The organism is Nocardiopsis rhodophaea (genome assembly GCF_039530945.1).
Lineage (GTDB): Bacteria > Actinomycetota > Actinomycetes > Streptosporangiales > Streptosporangiaceae > Nocardiopsis_C > Nocardiopsis_C rhodophaea.
The window spans coordinates 49,720-65,810 of the sequence record NZ_BAAAPC010000024.1 but is presented as its reverse complement, the minus strand read 5'-3'; the positions used below and the strand labels follow the sequence as shown (position 1 = coordinate 65,810).

16 protein-coding genes are annotated in these 16,091 nt (G+C 70.4%); 10 read left to right on the top strand and 6 right to left on the bottom strand.

Features of this window, described 5'->3' with window-relative positions:
• Nucleotides 1-36: 36 nt before the first annotated feature.
• Nucleotides 37-801, bottom strand: a complete 765-nt coding sequence (locus tag ABD259_RS22490) for a metallophosphoesterase (protein WP_344165211.1) — start codon at nt 799-801, stop codon at nt 37-39.
• Between the two features lie 198 nt (nt 802-999).
• Between ABD259_RS22490 and ABD259_RS22485 the strand changes: the two genes are divergently transcribed.
• Both ABD259_RS22485 and ABD259_RS22480 read left to right on the top strand, forming a co-directional pair.
• Nucleotides 1,000-1,566 (top strand): GNAT family N-acetyltransferase, encoded by a 567-nt coding sequence (locus ABD259_RS22485; protein WP_344107014.1) that lies wholly within the window; start codon nt 1,000-1,002, stop codon nt 1,564-1,566.
• Nucleotides 1,567-1,699: 133 nt separating this feature from the next.
• Nucleotides 1,700-2,422 (top strand): alpha/beta hydrolase, encoded by a 723-nt coding sequence (locus ABD259_RS22480; protein ID WP_344107015.1) that lies wholly within the window; start codon nt 1,700-1,702, stop codon nt 2,420-2,422.
• A 55-nt stretch (nt 2,423-2,477) separates the two neighbouring features.
• On the opposite strand, the gene ABD259_RS22475 is transcribed toward ABD259_RS22480, so the two are convergent.
• The gene (locus ABD259_RS22475) at nt 2,478-3,257 is read right to left on the bottom strand and encodes a nucleotidyltransferase domain-containing protein (RefSeq protein WP_344165210.1); all 780 of its coding nucleotides are present in this window, start codon (nt 3,255-3,257) and stop codon (nt 2,478-2,480) included.
• A gap of 30 nt (nt 3,258-3,287) precedes the next feature.
• On the opposite strand from ABD259_RS22475, the gene ABD259_RS22470 reads away from it, so the two are divergent.
• Both ABD259_RS22470 and ABD259_RS22465 read left to right on the top strand, forming a co-directional pair.
• Complete coding sequence (locus ABD259_RS22470; RefSeq protein WP_344107017.1) at nt 3,288-4,055, top strand: HipA family kinase; 768 nt, start codon at nt 3,288-3,290, stop codon at nt 4,053-4,055.
• Nucleotides 4,052-4,432: a DUF3037 domain-containing protein gene (locus tag ABD259_RS22465; RefSeq protein ID WP_344107018.1), complete on the top strand. Its 381-nt coding sequence runs from the start codon at nt 4,052-4,054 to the stop codon at nt 4,430-4,432. The genes ABD259_RS22470 and ABD259_RS22465 overlap by 4 nt, the downstream gene beginning before the upstream one ends.
• Before the next feature lie 91 nt (nt 4,433-4,523).
• Here ABD259_RS22465 and ABD259_RS22460 read toward each other — a convergent pair whose 3' ends face one another.
• Complete coding sequence (locus ABD259_RS22460; protein WP_344165209.1) at nt 4,524-5,477, bottom strand: DUF2332 domain-containing protein; 954 nt, start codon at nt 5,475-5,477, stop codon at nt 4,524-4,526.
• A 159-nt stretch (nt 5,478-5,636) separates the two neighbouring features.
• Between ABD259_RS22460 and ABD259_RS22455 the strand changes: the two genes are divergently transcribed.
• Nucleotides 5,637-6,116: a VOC family protein gene (locus ABD259_RS22455; protein WP_344107031.1), complete on the top strand. Its 480-nt coding sequence runs from the start codon at nt 5,637-5,639 to the stop codon at nt 6,114-6,116.
• A 68-nt stretch (nt 6,117-6,184) separates the two neighbouring features.
• Here ABD259_RS22455 and ABD259_RS22450 read toward each other — a convergent pair whose 3' ends face one another.
• Complete coding sequence (locus tag ABD259_RS22450) at nt 6,185-7,246, bottom strand: M14 family zinc carboxypeptidase (protein WP_344107020.1); 1,062 nt, start codon at nt 7,244-7,246, stop codon at nt 6,185-6,187.
• A 232-nt stretch (nt 7,247-7,478) separates the two neighbouring features.
• On the opposite strand from ABD259_RS22450, the gene ABD259_RS22445 reads away from it, so the two are divergent.
• Nucleotides 7,479-9,512, top strand: coding sequence for an AMP-binding protein (locus ABD259_RS22445; RefSeq protein ID WP_344165208.1), 2,034 nt, complete (start codon nt 7,479-7,481; stop codon nt 9,510-9,512).
• Nucleotides 9,513-9,678: 166 nt separating this feature from the next.
• Here the strand turns inward: ABD259_RS22445 and ABD259_RS22440 are convergent, their stop codons facing one another.
• Nucleotides 9,679-10,326, bottom strand: a complete 648-nt coding sequence (locus ABD259_RS22440) for a LuxR C-terminal-related transcriptional regulator (protein ID WP_344107022.1) — start codon at nt 10,324-10,326, stop codon at nt 9,679-9,681.
• Entirely contained in the window at nt 10,278-11,555 is a 1,278-nt protein-coding gene (locus ABD259_RS22435) for a sensor histidine kinase (RefSeq protein ID WP_344165207.1), read from the bottom strand. Before ABD259_RS22435 ends, ABD259_RS22440 begins: the two co-directional genes overlap by 49 nt.
• A 283-nt stretch (nt 11,556-11,838) precedes the next feature.
• On the opposite strand from ABD259_RS22435, the gene ABD259_RS22430 reads away from it, so the two are divergent.
• From ABD259_RS22430 to ABD259_RS22415, 4 genes are read left to right on the top strand one after another with little or no spacing between them, the layout of a single operon-like run.
• Entirely contained in the window at nt 11,839-13,098 is a 1,260-nt protein-coding gene (locus ABD259_RS22430; RefSeq protein WP_344107024.1) for an extracellular solute-binding protein, read from the top strand.
• A gap of 8 nt (nt 13,099-13,106) precedes the next feature.
• A complete protein-coding gene (locus ABD259_RS22425; protein ID WP_344107026.1) occupies nt 13,107-14,105 on the top strand; it encodes a carbohydrate ABC transporter permease in 999 nt (332 codons plus the stop codon).
• The gene (locus ABD259_RS22420) at nt 14,099-14,962 is read left to right on the top strand and encodes a sugar ABC transporter permease (protein WP_344165206.1); all 864 of its coding nucleotides are present in this window, start codon (nt 14,099-14,101) and stop codon (nt 14,960-14,962) included. The genes ABD259_RS22425 and ABD259_RS22420 overlap by 7 nt, the downstream gene beginning before the upstream one ends.
• A 56-nt stretch (nt 14,963-15,018) precedes the next feature.
• Nucleotides 15,019-16,032, top strand: a complete 1,014-nt coding sequence (locus tag ABD259_RS22415) for a LacI family DNA-binding transcriptional regulator (RefSeq protein ID WP_344165205.1) — start codon at nt 15,019-15,021, stop codon at nt 16,030-16,032.
• Nucleotides 16,033-16,091 lie beyond the last annotated feature (59 nt).

The window sequence follows — 16,091 nt, the reverse complement described above, 5'->3', positions numbered from 1 at the left end:
GGTGGGTGTGCGTCTTTCTATCGTGCCACCGAGCCCTTAGGCCAGCGTGCGGAAGTGCGTAATCAGCCGCCGGTCGCCGTCGAGTAGATGGAACGCCAGCCCCGGAGGGGCACTGTGGTCGGTCCGGCCGTCGCCGATCTCCCACGGCAGACGCAGGGTGGAGTTGACGCCGACCGCGCCGACGTGGGGGCGGTCGGCGAAGGTGGTGGACACAGCGGTGTGGGCGTGCCCCGTCAGGACCGCCGCGACGTCGGGGAAATCCTCGATCACGGTCGCCAGTGCGGCACCATCGCGCAGCCCCATGTCGTCAATGCCGGGGTGGCCCAGCGTCGCCGGCGGGTGGTGGAGGGCGATGACGACGGGTGATCCCGATGTCGCGGACGCCAGCTGCTCGCGCAGCCAGGCGAGGCCCTCCTTCCCCAACTCGCCGTAGGGCTCACCGGGCACCGTGGCGTCGAGCAACACGAACAGCGTGCCGCCGACCCGGCGCACCTGGTGCAGGGGTGCTCCGGGCTGGTCGGGGAACGCGAGAGCGGACCGGGGGAGCAGCGCCGATTCCCGCAGCGCATCGCGGTCGTCGTGGTTTCCCGGGCAGATGAGCACAGGGGCGGACTGGTCCAGTAGTTTCGTCACCACGGCGTATTCCTCGGCCGTCCCGCGGTCGGCGACGTCGCCGCTGAGCAGGATCGCGTCCACCGGGCGGGTGAGTGTGGCCAGGTGGTCCACCACGCGGCCGAACCGTCGGCGGCTGCGCTCCGTGGTGTCGATGTGGGGGTCACTCACATGGGCGATCACGAACATGGCGCGCTCCTTCGCTGGGGAGGGGAAGGCCGAGGATGGTTGCGGTAATGGGCGTTACCGAGGACGATAACCAGCTGTGGAGCCGCCGCGGCCCACGTCGCGGGGTCGCCGCCCCCCTCGCTGCGGGCGGGCCCCGGTGGGGATGACTGCCCCTGGAGCATGGGGGGCATTCGGTGAGCATGTGAGAGCCTGGGGCACATGTCGGTTTCGTCGGCGCGGGAGAACGGCATGCACTCGGGGCGCAGGGGGACGGTGATCGCTTCAGCCGCGGTCGATGACGCCGAGGCTGTGGGGGAGATCCACGCGAGGGCGTGGAGCGTGGCCTACCGCGAACTTTTCGCGCCCGAGCACCTCGCCGCGATGGCCCGCCATCGGCGAACCAAGTGGCGGCCGGTGATCGCGGGGCTGGGGGCCAATGGCGACATCCTCCTGTTGGCCCGGTTCGACGGCAGGCCGCTGGCGTTCAGCTACGCGGGGCCGTCGCCGACGCGTGCGGGGGCGGCCGAGATCTTCGCGTTCTACAGCCACCCTCATGCGTGGGGGAGCGGCCTGTCCGGGCAGCTGATGGATGCCGTGCTCGCGCGACTGTCCGCAGCGGGCTTCCGCCGTGTCCACGTCTGGACGCTGCGGGAGACGCCGCAGTCGCACCGTTTCTATACGAAGTGCGGGTTTCGTGCGTCGGGTGCGCACAGGCGCCGTGCCATGGGGGACGGGGACCTGCACGAGCAGGTCGAGTACGAGCGCTTCGTGTCGCCGTCCCCGTAGTGCGGGAGGGCGGTCCGGCGGTAAGGAACCGGGTCATTCCGCATGCGGGCACACGGTTGTCTCCGTAGGATCCCTACAAATCTACAATGTAAAGGTGCTTGTGCTTGATGCCATCAGCACTACAGCACAATAAATGGAGCGGCTACGCCGCACCCACCTCCTCAAACGCACGAAGGACGATTGTATGGCCCAGGAGCAGACCTGGCATATCGGGACGAATGGTCCATGGTTGACTGTCTCCGGGGAGACGCGTCACCCGCGAGGAGCGGTCCTGATCCTTCATGGCGGGGACGTCAACAGCACCGCGGCCACAACCCCCTGGGAGGCCGCCGTGTTGCGGATGATCCCGTTCGCCTGGGCCCTGCGCCGTGCCTGGTCCGACTCCGGCCTGGTCGTGATGCGGCTCCGGCTGCGCCTACGAGGCTGGAACGGCACCGGAACTGACGCCCTGGCCGACACACGGCGGGCGCTGGAGGAGGTCGAGCGCCGCTTCGGCCCGATCCCGGTGGTCACCACCGGTCACTCCATGGGCGGGCGTGCGGTGCTCCGTGCCGCCGACGCGCCTCACGTGCGCGGTGTGCTCGGGCTGGCACCTTGGATCTGCGATAACGACCCCGTGGAACCGCTGCGCGATCGACACCTCCTCATCGCCCACGCCGACTTCGACGCCACCACCAGCCCCGACGAGTCCCGCGCCTACGTGCACCGCGCACGCGAAGTCGCTGCCAGCGCCGACTTCGTCCCCGTCCACCTGGACTCCCACCCCATGGTCCGGATCAGTCGGTGGAATGAGCTGGCCGTGGCATTCACCGGCCACGTCCTGGGATGGGCGGGTACGTGCACAGCGGCCCGCTAGGGTTCGGGCACGACACCGGGGCAGCTCCGGCCTGCCGCGCCGACCTCGCCTCCTTCTACCCCGTCACCCCCCGCGCCTGCTCCACGGCCTCGCCAAGGAACCGCGCCACCGCGTCCACGCCGTCCACCAGAGCGGACGGTTCCGGGGCCAGGTCGGAGTAGATCTTGTCGATGCCCCGCAGGTCGGCCAGGTCCAGCAGCCGCTTCTCGTTGGTCACCCAGATCCCCCGCGCGGCCAGGATGGCGTGCGCGGCCTGTGCAGCGGCCGTGGCGATCGCTCCGGCCGTCTCGGTGACATGGCCCCGTTGGGCGTGCGCGGCGCGGGCGTAGGAGAGTGTCAGGTCGGCCTGGCCCCACCACCGGGCGGGCGCCGCGTGGCGCAGTGCCTCGGGGTACTCCGGTCGCGGCAGGTCGCCGTGGAGGAAGCGGTTGACCGCGAGTTCCGCGACGACCAGGTAGGTGGGAATCCCGGCGAGGTGGAAGGCGAGGAGCTCGACGTCGAAGCGCCCATGGCGGGCTTCGGCGATGCGGTGCTCCACGTCGTCGAGGTCGCGGTAATGCACGTCGACGTGGCGTTCGTCGTAGGTGATCCAGGCGCCTCCGTTGAAGACCCCGCCGCCCCATTCCCCGATATCGAAGACCTGTCCATCCCAGCCGAGGGAGCGCAGGTGGTCGGGGTCGAAGTCGCGGCGGTAGTAGATGGCGAAGTCGAAGTCGCTGTCGGGGGTGTGGGTGCCCGTGGCGCGTGATCCGCCGAGGGTGACGGCATGCACGCCGGGGAGGGCGGCGAGGGTGGCGGTGATGTCGTGGGTGAGGTGGTCGTCACTGAGCCGCATGTCCGCAATCTAGTGGAGGGGCGCGACCGTATGCTGATCGGCGTGCTGAGAGAAGTTGTCGCGACGCGGTATGTGCTGCCGTTGCGTGAGGGTGGATCGTTGCCGGGTTTGGTCGAGGCTGATGACCTGGGCATGTACGTGGTGAAGTTCCGGGGCGCGGGGCAGGGGCGTAAGACGCTGGTGGCCGAGGTGATCTCGGGTGAGCTGGGTCGGGCGTTGGGGCTGCCCGTTCCGGAGTTGGTGCTGGTGGAGGTCGACGCGGTGATCGGTCGCGGTGAGCCCGATCCGGAGGTGCAGGAGCTGCTGAAGGCCAGTGGCGGGCTGAACCTTGGGATGGACTTTCTGCCGGGGTCGCTGGGGTTCGATCCGCTGGCTTTCGGGGTGGACGCGGAGTTCGCCGGGCGGGTGCTGTGGTTCGACGCGTTGGTCGGCAATGTGGATCGGACGTGGCGTAATCCGAACATGCTGGTGTGGCACGGTGCGCCGTACTTGATCGACCACGGGGCGACGTTGATCTTCCAGCACAACTGGCGGGGGTCGGACGGCGCGGTGGCGCGGGCCTATGACGCGTCGGATCATGTGCTGCTGCCGGTGGGACCGGATGTTGCGGCGGCGGATGCGGCGTTGGCGCCGTTGGTGACGGAGGAGCTGCTGTCGGAGGTGACGGCCCTGGTGCCGGATGAGTGGCTGGTGGAGGAGCCGGGGTTCGGTTCGGCGCAGGAGGTGCGTGAGGCGTTCGTCGGGCATTTGCTGGGGCGCGTTGCTGAGCGCGGCTGGCTGCCGGAGGTGGTCCGGTGACGCGGGAGGTGTTCGAGTACGCGCTGGTGCGGGTTGTTCCGCGGGTGGAGCGCGGTGAGCAGGTCAATGCGGGGGTGATCGTGTACTGCCAGGCGCGGGGGTTCTTGGCGGCGCGGTGCGCGTTGGATGAGGAGCGGTTGTCGGTGCTGGACGCCTCGGTGGACGTCGCGGGGGTGCGTCGGGCGCTGGATGCGGTAGAGGCGGTGTGCCAGGGCGGCGGCGCGGCCGGTGCGGCGGGGTGTGAGTCGGCGGGGCGGCGGTTCCGCTGGTTGACGTCGCCGCGCAGCACGATTGTGCAGCCGGGGCCGATTCACACCGGGTTGACTGATGACCCGGAGGGGGAGTTGGAGCGGTTGTTGGATTCGCTGGTGCGCTGATGTCGGAGGGCCGAGTGCGGTAGCGCGGAGGTGTGGTGTGTCCCCGGTGGCCGGTTGTGGCCGCCGGGGACACGTGTGTTCGGGGGGTGGGTCAGGCGAACCAGTGGGCGGCGCCGGTGTGGGGGTCGGTGTAGGCGAGGGGGTGTTCGTTGTGGCAGAGGAGGTGGGTGATTCCGGGGCTGGGGTCGGGCTCTGGGGCGGTGATGTGGGGCAGGGCGGCGGGGGGTTCTTGGGCGAACCAGTGCAGGTCCAGGGGGCGGATCTGGTCGGTGAAGCGGTCGCGTTCTTTGTCGCTCAGGTAGGTGAGGACGGTGGTGTGGAAGACGACGAGGGTGGTGTCGGCGGGGGCGTGGGCGATGGCGTCGGGGAGGCGTTCGTTGAGGTCGCCTTGGATGAGGTGGGGTGGGTCGGTGCGGGCGATGGCGATGGCGGCGTCGAGGCGCTGGGTGCGTTGGTGGTGTTCGGGCCAGATGAGGCTGTGGAGCCAGCGTGTGTCGTCGGGGTCGTGGATGTCGAGGGGGTTGAGGTCGATTCCGATGCGTGCGGCGATGTCGAGGTGGGGGTGGGGGGGCGGGGTGGGGCCGGTGGCGGGTGCGGTGATGCGGAGGGGGGAGTGGGGGTCGCCGGTGAGGTGGTCGTCGGTGTCGTAGGCGTAGCGGTCGGGGTAGAGGCAGAGGCCGGCGGAGGCACCGACTTCGATGAGGGTGAGGGGTTGGGGGAGGGCGGTGAGGAGGGGGTGGAGGGGTGCGCAGCGGGCGGGTTCGTTGGTTTGGGTGCGGCGGCGTTGCATGAGGGGGGCGATGCGGTGCCAGTTGTCGAGGAGGGTGCGGCGGAGGTGGGGGAAGGAGGTGGGGGTGCCGGTGAGGTGGCGGGTGGCGGCGAAGAGGAGGTTGGGCTGGTGGCAGCGTGGCGGGAGGGTGTTGAGGAGGGCGAGGAGGGTGGGGTCGGCGGCGATGCCGCGGGCGAGTTCGGTGTAGAGGGGGGATGTGGTGGCTTCGTGGGTGGCGAAGTGGTGGTAGCGGGTGGCGATCGCGGTGGTGGTCATGGGTGGGCCGTTTCCGGGTCAGGGGGCGGCGGGTGCTGGTGTGGGGTGGGTGCTGTTTACCCGGGGTGTGACTGGAGGTAAACGCGGGGCTGTTGGTTGTGGGTGGGGCGTGGGGTGGGTGGTTAGCGTGGTGTGAGTCACGTGTTGGGGGTGATGGTGATGACTGTTGGCGGGTTGACCACGTGTCTGTGGTTTGACGGGCAGGCGGAGGAGGCGGCGGTGTTCTACACGTCGGTCTTCGCGGATTCGCGGATGGGGCGGGTGGGGCGTTGTACCGAGGCGGGTCCGGGGCCTGTGGGCTCGGTGATGACGGTGGAGTTCGAGGTGGAGGGGCAGAAGTTCGTGGCGTTGAACGGCGGGCCGGAGTTCACGTTCAATGAGGCGGTTTCGTTTCGGATCTTCTGCGCGGACCAGGCGGAGCTGGACTACTACTGGGACCGGTTGTGTGCGGGGGGCCAGGAGGTGGCCTGCGGGTGGTTGAAGGATCGTTTTGGGGTGGCGTGGCAGGTCATCCCGGACGGGTTGATCGAGATGCTGGGGGATGCGGATCCGGAGCGGGCGAAGCGGACGACCGAGGCGATGCTGTCGATGACGAAGCTCGATTTCGCGGCGTTGCGGGCGGCCTATGAGGGGCGGTAGCGGCCGCGTGTGGTGACGGCCCGTCGATCCCTGCCGGAGGGGTCTGCGGGCCGTCGGTTTTGTGGGGGTCAGTCGAGGGTGTCGGCCCGTCCGGTGGCCGGGGCGCGGTCGTCGCTGGGGATGGGGTGGCCGCGTGGGGGAATGCGGTTGGCGCGGCGGGGGTCGATGCGGGTGAGGGAGCCGTCGGCGAAGCGTTGGGCGATGGCGGTCATGGCGGTGAGTGCGGAGCGGATCTGGCGCTGTTCGGCGTGGGGGCCGATGTCGCTGAGTTCGATGAGGACGCTGCCGCTGCCGCGGAGGCCGTAGGCGTTGCGGGCGATGCCCCGGTAGTTGCCGCCGGGGTAGGTGCTGACGTTGGCGGCGGGGTGGGAGGCGTTCATGGCGTTGGCGGCGGCGACGGAGACCTGGCGGGCGAGGTCGGTGGGCTCGGTGTCGACGTCGGGGTGGGTGGGCCACATGACGGAGGCGGTGATTTCGCGGCCGTGGGCGTCGGTGTAGCGGCCTTGCATGTGGTAGTCGACGACGATGTCGGGGTCGGTTTTGGCGTAGGTGCGTTGGACGGCGGCGGATTCGGGGACGGGGTTGTCGTCGGGGTGGAGGTCGGGGGCGTGGTAGCGGTTGGGGTCGTAGCCCTTGCCTTTGTGGCCGTATTCGGGGTTGGCGTGGGGGCCGTAGTTGTAGCGCCAGTCGAGTTCGGAGCCGTCGGGGTTGGCGCGGACGACGATGTCGATGGTGAGGCGGGAGCGGATCCAGTGGTGCCAGGGGGTGGTGCCGGTGCCGATGTGGCGGAGGAATTCGAGGGCGGCGGGGGTGCCGAGGGGTTCGTCGCCGTGTTGCTGGGTGATGTAGAGGAGGCGGCGGGGGCCGGTGCCGAGGGTGGCGTTGTAGATGGGCCGGTTTTGGTTGGTGCGGCCGATTTCGGTGACGTCGATGCGGCCGTGGCTGCGTTTTTCGAGGTGGTGGAGGTGGTGGGTGAGTTCGGCGGTGTCGGGGCGGGGGTCGATGGGGTGGCCGGAGGTGGCCAGTGTGGCGGGTGGTGGTGTGGCGGCGTGGGCGGGGGTGGTGAGTGCGGGGGTGGTGGCGAGGGTGAGGGCGGCCAGGAGGGTGGTGAGTTTGTGTGTGGGGGTCATGGGGGGTCAGTGTGCCGGGGGGAGGGCGGGGGCTCAAGGGCCGCGGGGGCGGTGTCGGGTGCGGGCGGGGTGGGTGTGTGGGTGTGTGGGTGCAGGTTGGGGGCGTGGCGGGGGAGTTGCTGTTGGGTGAGGAAACCGTGCACAGTAGGGCTCGTTCAGGAGACGTTCGTCGTTTTTGCGACATGAGGGTGGCGGCCGGGTGGCGGCCCCTGTAGGTGGAGGAGTTGCCGGCATGCGGCAGTCGCGCGCGGATGGGGTGGCGCAGGCCCCGCGGTTCGATGTGCTGGGGGATATCGCCTATCACCGTGCCAATACGGCGGCGCGTAGCAGGGTGTTCGCGCGTCGGGGCGCTGAGGGCGGCTGGGGGCATGTGACGGCGGGTGAGTTCCTCAGTGAGGTGACGTCGCTGGCCAAGGGTTTGATCGCGGCGGGTGTGGGCGCTGGTGACCGGATTGTGGTGGTCTGTGGTGCCCGCTATGAGTGGGCGCTGGTGGCGTTCGCGGCGTGGGTGGTGCGCGCGGTGGTGGTGCCGGTGCCGTCGTCGGCGTCGGCGGAGCGGGTGCGTCATGTGCTGCGGGACTGCGGTCCGGCCGCTGTGGTGGTGGAGGATGGGCGCCATGCGGGCACGGTCGCCGGTATTTCGGCGGAGTTGACGGAGCTGGCGCGGACGTGGCGGTTGGATGAGGGGGGTTTGGAGGCGATCGCGCGTCCGGGCGCCTATATGGATCCCACGGCGGTGCGGTTTCGGCGGGAGGAGGCGCGTCGGGAGGATCCGGCGGTGATCGCCTACCCGGTGGGGCGTGTGGTGCGGGCGCGTGGTGTGGTGTTGACGCACGGGAATGTGCTGGCTGCGGCTGACGGTGTGGTGCGCCGGTTGGGTGCGGCGTTGGGTGGTGTCGAGGAGGGGCGTGCGGCGGCGCTGCTGCAGCTGCCTCCTTCTGATGTGCACGGGTTGGCGGCGTTGGTGGCGTGCTTGGTGGGGCAGGTGCGGGTGGGCCTGTTGCCGCTGGGTGCGGGGTGGTTGCGTGCGGTGCGGGAGTTTCGGCCCACGGTGGTAGTCGCGACGCCGCGGTTGTTGGAGGAGGTGCACGCGGTTGAGCGGTCGCGGGCGCGGGAGACGAGCTGGGACAGTCTGAACGCGTATAACGCGGCGACGGACCTGGCGGTGGATTTCGACCGGGCCGAGCGCAAGGGCGCCTGGAAGCGGGTGTCGATGGCGATGTACGACTGGATGTACGCGCGGATCCGGGAGGCGTTGGGCGGTCGGGCGCAGTTCGTCGTGTGTGCGGGGTGGCCGCTGAGCGAGAAGATGGACCGGTTTTACAGCGGTGCGGGTATCCCGGTCTATCAGGCGTTTGGGGTCCCGGAGACCGGTGGTGCGTTTGTGGTGAACGCTCCGGGGGAGCGTCGTGCGGGGGCGCAGGGGCGGCCGTTGCCTGGGGTGGAGGTGAGGCTGTCGCGTGAGGGCGAGCTGCACGTGCGCGGTGAGGGCGTGTTCGGGGGGTATTGGCGTGATGAGGCGGCCAGTCGTGGGGCGTTCCGCGACGGGTGGTTGGCGACGGGGTTTGTCGGGGAGATGGACGCCGAGGGGTATGTGAGCGTGGTGCAGCGGATGCGCCCGCAGGCGACGTTGGAGGCGCCGCTGGCGCCGGCGCGGCCGCGTCCGCGGGCGCCGCGGGGCGGGGGTGCTGTGGCGGAGTCGGCCCCGGGCGTCGCGGCGGAGAGTGGTCCGATGCCGGCGGTGGTACCGGAGGCGGCCGCGCCGGTGGCGTCGGAGGTGCCGTCTGCTGGGTCGGGGTCGGCGCCTGAGAGGGCGGCTTCGGCGGCGCCGTCGGCATCGGCCGCGGTGGGTGCTGCGGTGGACCAGGTGGCGGCTCTGGAGCAGCGGTTGCAGGCGCATCCGTTGGTGAGCCAGGTGATGCTGATCGGGCAGGGGCGCCCGTATGTGAGTGCGTTGATCACGTTGGTGCGTGACCAGTTGGAGTACTGGCGGTTGGTGAACAGTCGGCCGTTGTCGATGGCGCCGGAGGAGATCGCGTCCGATCCGGAGTTGCTCAAGGAGATCCAGGCGATCGTGCATGAGGCGAACGGGACGGTGCCGCCGGGGTTGGCGGTGCGGGCGTTTCATGTGCTGGCTGAGGAGTTCACGCCGCAGAGTGGGTTGGTGTTGCCTTCGGGTGAGTTGCGGCGCGATGCGGTGCTGCGGGCGTTTGCTGAGGAGATCGACGGGTTGTACCGGACGCCTGAGGGGGGTCCGCGCGAGTAGCGGTGCGGCGTGTGGTGCGCCGGGGCGGCTGGATGTGGGCGTTATTGGTTGGTGGCGCCATTGTGCGTCTGCGGCCGGTTTGTGGGCTGGTCCGGTGGCGGTGCGGGCGGTCATAGCGTCGGCACCGGCGCGGCGCGGGGCGTGGGGGTGTGGCTGTGGGGTGGGGTTAGGCGTTGTTGAGGTAGGCGAGTACGGCCAGGACGCGGCGGCTGTCGTCGTTGGAGGGCGGCAGGTCGAGCTTGGTGAAGATGTTGTTGATGTGCTTGCTGACTGCTTTTTCGGTGATGAAGAGGCGTTGGGCGATGGCGGAGTTGGAGCGGCCTTCGGCCATTTCGCTGAGGACTTCGCGTTCGCGGGGTGTGAGGGCGGCGAGGGGGCCGTCTTCGCTTTGTTTGGCGAGGAGCTGGGAGATGACGGCGGGGTCCATGGCGGTGCCGCCGGCGGCTACGCGGCGGATGGCGTCGATGAATTGGCCGATGTCGAAGACGCGGTCTTTGAGCATGTAGCCCACGGCGCCGCCGTTGTCGGAGAGGAGTTCGCGGGCGTAGAGCTGTTCGACGTGTTGGGAGAGCACGAGGATGGGCAGCCCGGGGACGCGGCGTCTGGCTTCGATGGCGGCTTGGAGTCCTTCGTCGGTGAAGGTGGGGGGCAGGCGGACGTCGACGACGCCGACGTCGGGCTGGTGCTCCAGGAGGGCTTTGAGGAGGTCGGGGCCGTTGTCGACGGCGGCGACGACCTGGAGGTCGTGGGCTTGCAGTAGCCGGATTAGTCCATCGCGGAGGAGGGCGAGGTCTTCGGCGATGACAACACGCACGGGAGCTCCATCGTGACGATTGTCGGCCCGCCTGCCGGGCTGACGATGCTTATCGTGCCATCGAATGCGCCGAGCCTGCGACGGATGCCGTGGAGGCCGGTTCCTTGGGAGAGGTCGGCGCCGCCTTTTCCGTTGTCTCCGACGAGGAGGACGAGGCGGCCGCCGCCGTGGTTGATGCGGACCCAGGCGCGGGTGGCGTCTGCGTGTTTGGCGGTGTTGGTGAGGGTTTCGGCGATGGCGAAGTAGGCGGCGGATTCGACGGGGGCGGCGAGGCGGCCGGGGAGGTCGATGTCGACGTCGATGGGCAGGTGCTGGGTGACGGCTAGGGCGCGGACGGCGCCTTGGAGTCCGCGTTCGACGAGGACGGGTGGGTGGATGCCGCGGACGAGGTCGCGGAGTTCGGTGAGGGCTTGGCGGGTGGTGTCGCGGGCTTCGGTGAGGAGTTGTTGGGCGGTGTGGGGGTCGTGGGTGAGCATTTGTTCGGCCATGCCCAGGCTCATGCCGAGGGCGACGAGGCGGGCTTGGGCGCCGTCGTGGAGGTCGCGTTCGATGCGGCGGACTTCGGAGGCTTGGGCGTCGATGGTTTCGGCGCGGGAGGTGGCGAGGTGGGCGACGCGTTGGGCGAGGCGGGCTTTTTCGTCGGGGGCCAGTAGCCAGCGGTTGAGGTGGGCGTAGCCGCTGACGCTGATGGGGGTGATGGCCCAGGAGACGAGGATGAGGAGGAGGGCGGGGAGGAGGGTGATCAGGGCGCTGGTTTGGTCGTGGGGTGGGGTGAGGTTGTAGTAGCTGTCGGGGGCGGTGGTCCACAGCACGGTGCTGTAGAGGGTGAGGTGGGCGGCTTGGGCGATGAGGAGGGCGGGCAGGGCGGCGATGGCGGCGCCGATGAGGCCGTTGACGAGGAGCCAGGTGAGGTCGCGCCAGGTGGTGGGGTCGGTGAGGATGGCGCCGACGCGGCGGGCGATGCCGGTGGCGGGGAGTGGGTTGTAGGGGGAGGGGACGGGTCCGCTGGGCAGGAAGTGGCCGAGCATGTGGCGGTGGGTGTCGGCGTGGGCGCGGATGAGGGGGGTGAGGAGGACGATGAGGGGGAGGCCGACCCAGATGAGGGAGAGGAGGGTGGCCAGGGCGTAGAGGATGAGGAGGATGAGCCCGGTGGCGGCGTGGGCGACGAACAGCAGTGACCAGGCCAGCAGGTTGGTGCGGCTGGCGTGCTGGTAGTCGATGCCGGCCAATGTGGGGTCCTTTGCGGGTGTGGCGGGGTGGGGGTGTTCTGCCTTTCATTGTGGCTGAGGGGGGCGGGGGTGGCCGGGGTGGTGGCTCCCTTGTGGTGGCGGGTCGGAGGGGGTGTGGTGTTTGTGCTGGTGAGGGGTGGGGGCGGGGGTTGGGGTGATGCCGCGGGCTTTGCAAGAGGGTTTCAGTTTTTGAAATTTCTTGCTAGCTTCTGCGCAATCCTTCCGCCACGGGGGACACGGCGGCGAGGACCACCCCCCTGACCCCCACCCCCAAGGAGGCACCATGCGTCTGGCCCCCACCGCTGCGGCGGCGCTCGGCCTGGCCCTGGCCCTGACCGCCTGCGGCACCGGCGGCGCGGAACCCGCCGCGGGCTCCACAGAGATCACCTTCTGGGACACCTCGGACGCCACCACCGAGGCCCCCGTCTTCCGCGACCTCATCGCCGACTTCGAGGCCGCCCACCCCGACATCACCGTCCACTACGAGAACGTCCCCTTCGCCGACGCCCAGGAGCAGTTCAAAACTGCCGCGCAGGCCGGCACCGACGCCCCCGACGTCATGCGCGCCGACGTCGGCTGGGTGGCCGAACTCGCCGCCCTGGGCTACCTGGCCCCCCTCGACGACACCCCCGCCCTGCAGGACCCCGAGGACTTCCTGCCCACCCCGCTGTCGAGCACCCGGCACGCGGGCGCCACCTATGCCGTCCCCCAGGTCACCGACTCCCTGGCGCTGCTGTACAACAAGGACCTGCTGGCCCGGGCCGGCCACGACACGCCCCCCGCCACCATGGAGGAGCTCAAACAGGTCGCCCTGGACGTCAACGACGCCACCGACGCCACCGGCCTGTACCTCAACGCCGCCGACGGGTTCTTCCTCCTGCCGCACTACTACGCCCACGGCGGCGACCTGCTCGACGTGGAGAAGCAGCAGATCACCGTCAACGACGACGCCGGCGTGGCCGCCCTGGAGGAGGTCCTCGACCTCATCGACTCCGGTGCCGCCGCCGATCCCGCCCTGACCGATACATACGCCACCATGCAGACCGCCTTCAAGGACGGCGACGTCGCCATGATCTTCAACGGCCCCTGGTCACTGGGCCAGATCCGCTCCGGCTCCGCCTTCAGCGGCAACGCCGACAACCTCGGCGTTGCCCCCCTGCCCGCCGGGCCCCAGGGCCGGGGCGGCCCCACCGGCGGCCACGACTACGCCGTATACGCCGGATCGGGCGACCTGGACGCCTCCTACGCGTTCATCCGGTTCATGGCATCGGCCGACAGCCAGGCCACCATTACCAAGGAACTGGGGCTGCTGCCCACCCGCGCCTCGGTCTACGAGCGCGAGGAGATCGCCTCCCACCCCACCGTCCGCGCCTTCCAACCCGCCATCGACACCGCCCACCCCGGGGTGTGGATCCCCGAAAGCGGCACCCTCTTCCAGCCCTTCACCCACCAGCTGCCCGCCGCCGTCTCCGGGCACGCCACCGCGCACGAGGCCCTGGACGCCGTTGCCGCCGACTACCGCGACGCCCTGGGATGGGACTGAACCGCACCATGACCACCACCCTGCCCGCCCGGCGCCCCGCGCCGGCCGCACCGCGGCGCCGGGTACGCCGCGGCGTACCCGGCCCGCTGCGCCGCGCCCTGACCGCCCACGGCCACGCCTGGCTCCTGGTCGCCCCCGTGGTGATCGTCACCACCGTCATCATCGGCATCCCGTTCGCCCGCGGCCTGTACCTGTCGCTGACCAACGCCACCGAGGCCACCGTCGGGCGCACCATCGGGATGAACGAGATCCCCGCCACCTACACCTTCGTCGGCGCCGACAACTACCTCGCCATCCTGTCGGGCGAGACCGGAGCGTTCTGGCCGCGCCTGGCCTGGACGCTGGTGTGGACCGTGGTGTGCATCGCCGCCCACTACGGGCTGGGCCTGGGCCTGGCGCTTCTGCTCAACCGGCCCCTGCGCGGGCGCGCCGCCTACCGGATGGCGATGGTGCTGCCCTGGGCGGTGCCCCCGTTCGTCACCGCCTTCACCTGGCGGTTCCTGTTCAACCAGGACTACGGGGTGTTCAACGCCGCCCTGACGAGCCTGGGGCTGCCCGCCGTGGCCTGGCTGAACGACCCGCTGACGGCCAAGATCGCCGTCATCTGCGTCAACGTGTGGGTGGGGGTGCCGTTCATGATGCTGGCCCTGCTCGGCGGCCTGCAGTCCATCCCCGCCGAGCACTACGAGGCCGCGCGCGTGGACGGGGCCTCGGCCTGGCAGCGGTTCGTCCACATCACCCTGCCCGGGCTGCGCCCGATCAGCGCCCCGGTGGTGCTGATCGGCACGATCTGGACCTTCAACCAGTTCCCGGTGATCTACCTGGTCACCGGCGGCGGACCCGGCGACAGCACCGAACTGCTGGTCACCTACGCCTACCGGATGGCCTTCGAAGGCATCCGCGACTACAGCGGCTCGGCCGCCTACGGCATGCTCATCCTCCTGCTGCTGGTCGCCATGGCCGCGGTCTACCAGCGCGCCCTACGACGCGGAGGCACCGCATGGTAACCGCCACCCCCCGCACCCGCGCGCCGCGGTGCGTGCGCTCCCGCGCCGCCTCCGCGGCCCTGCACGCCACCCTGCTGGCCGCCGGCGCCTGCGCCGTGCTCCCGGTCGTCTGGGTCGTGCTCACCTCGCTCAAACCCCGCGGCGCCTGGCAGTCGAGCCGCATCGAGCTGTTCCACGACCCCTCTCTGGACAACTACGTCCAGGTGCTGGGTTCCACGTCGTTTGTTACGTGGTTCGCCAACTCCCTCGTCGTCGCGGGCGGCACCACCGCTGTCGCCCTGATCACCGCCGCCACCACCGGCTACGCGCTGAGCCGGTTCCGCTTCCCCGGGATGCGGCCGCTGCTGTGGATGCTGCTGGTGACCCAGATGTTCCCCGTGGCGATCCTCATCGTCCCGCTGTACAACGTGCTCTCCACCCTGGGCCTGATCAACAGCCACCTGGGTCTGACCCTCACCTACCTGACCATCGCCGTGCCGTTCTCCGCCTGGATGCTGCGCGGCACCTTCGACACCATCCCCGTGGAGATCGACGAGGCCGGGCGCATGGACGGGCTCAGCCCGCTGGGCACGTTCTGGCGGCTCATCCTGCCCCTGGCCCGCCCCGGCCTGGCCGTGGTCGCCTTCTACGCCTTCATCACCGCCTGGGGCGAGGTGGCCTACGCCACCGCGTTCCTCACCACCGACGCCACCTCCACCCTGGCGGTGGGCCTGGGCCAGTTCGTCGGCCAGCAGAAAGCCGAATGGGGCATGCTCAGTGCCGCCGCCGTCCTCATCGCCGCGCCCGCCACCGCGGTGTTCCTGGCGGTCCAGCGCCACCTGGTGGCCGGGCTGAGCGCCGGGAGCACCAAGTCGTGACCGATTGCGCCACGCAGCCCGCGCTCCGGGGGCGGTCTCGGTAAGGTGCTGGCCTGATGAGCGCCACACTCACCGAGATCGCCGCCCAGGCCGGGGTCAGCGTCGCCACCGTCAGCCGCGTCCTCAACGGGCGGCCCGGCGTGTCGGCCGACAAGCAGCGGGCCGTGCTCACCGCGCTGGACGTGTGCGGCTATGAGCGGCCCGGTCGGCTGCAGACGACCAGAGCGGGGCTCATCGGGCTCATCGTGCCCGAGCTGTCCAACCCGATCTTCCCCAGCTTCGCCCAGTTCCTCGAATCCGGGCTGATCTCCCACGGGTACGCCAGCGTGCTGTGCACCCAGCAGCCCGGCGGCATCGCCGAGGACGACTACACCGAACTGCTGCTGGAACGCGGCGTGGCCGGGATCGTGTTCGTCTGCGGCCTGCACGCCGACGCCCGCGCCGACACCGAGCGCTACCAGCGGCTCCTGCGCCGCCGCCTGCCCATCGTGCTCATCAACGGCCACCGCGACGGCCTGGAGGCGCCGCTGGTGTCCACCGACGACGAGGCGGCGGTGCAGCTGGCCGTGCGCCACCTGGCCAGCCTGGGCCACCACCGCATCGGGCTGGCGCTCGGCCAGGAGCGCTACCTGCCCTCCATCGGCAAGAAAGCCGGGTACGTGGCCGCCATGACCGAGACGCTGGGGCCCGGGGCCGTGCGCGCCGCCTGGATCCGCCACACCCTGTTCACCGTGGAGGGCGGGCACGCCGCCGCCCAGCGGCTGCTCGACGACGGGTGCACCGCGATCTGCTGCGGCAGCGACACCATGGCCATCGGCGCCATCCGCGCCGCCAAGGAACGCGGCCTGGCCGTCCCCGGCGACGTGTCGGTCGTCGGCTACGACGACTCGCCCCTCATGGCCTACGTCGACCCGCCGCTGACCACCGTGCGCCAACCCGTGCGGGCCATGAGCCAGGCCGCCGTCACCTCCCTCATGGACGGCATCAACGGCGCCGACCCCGCCCCGCGGCGGCTGTCCTTCCACCCCGAGCTCGTCGTGCGCTCCAGCACCGGCCCCGCCCCGCGGTGACCCCTCGGCCCCGGTGCCCGGTCCGTGGCGGTCCGACCCGGCACCGGCCCGCGCCCCCT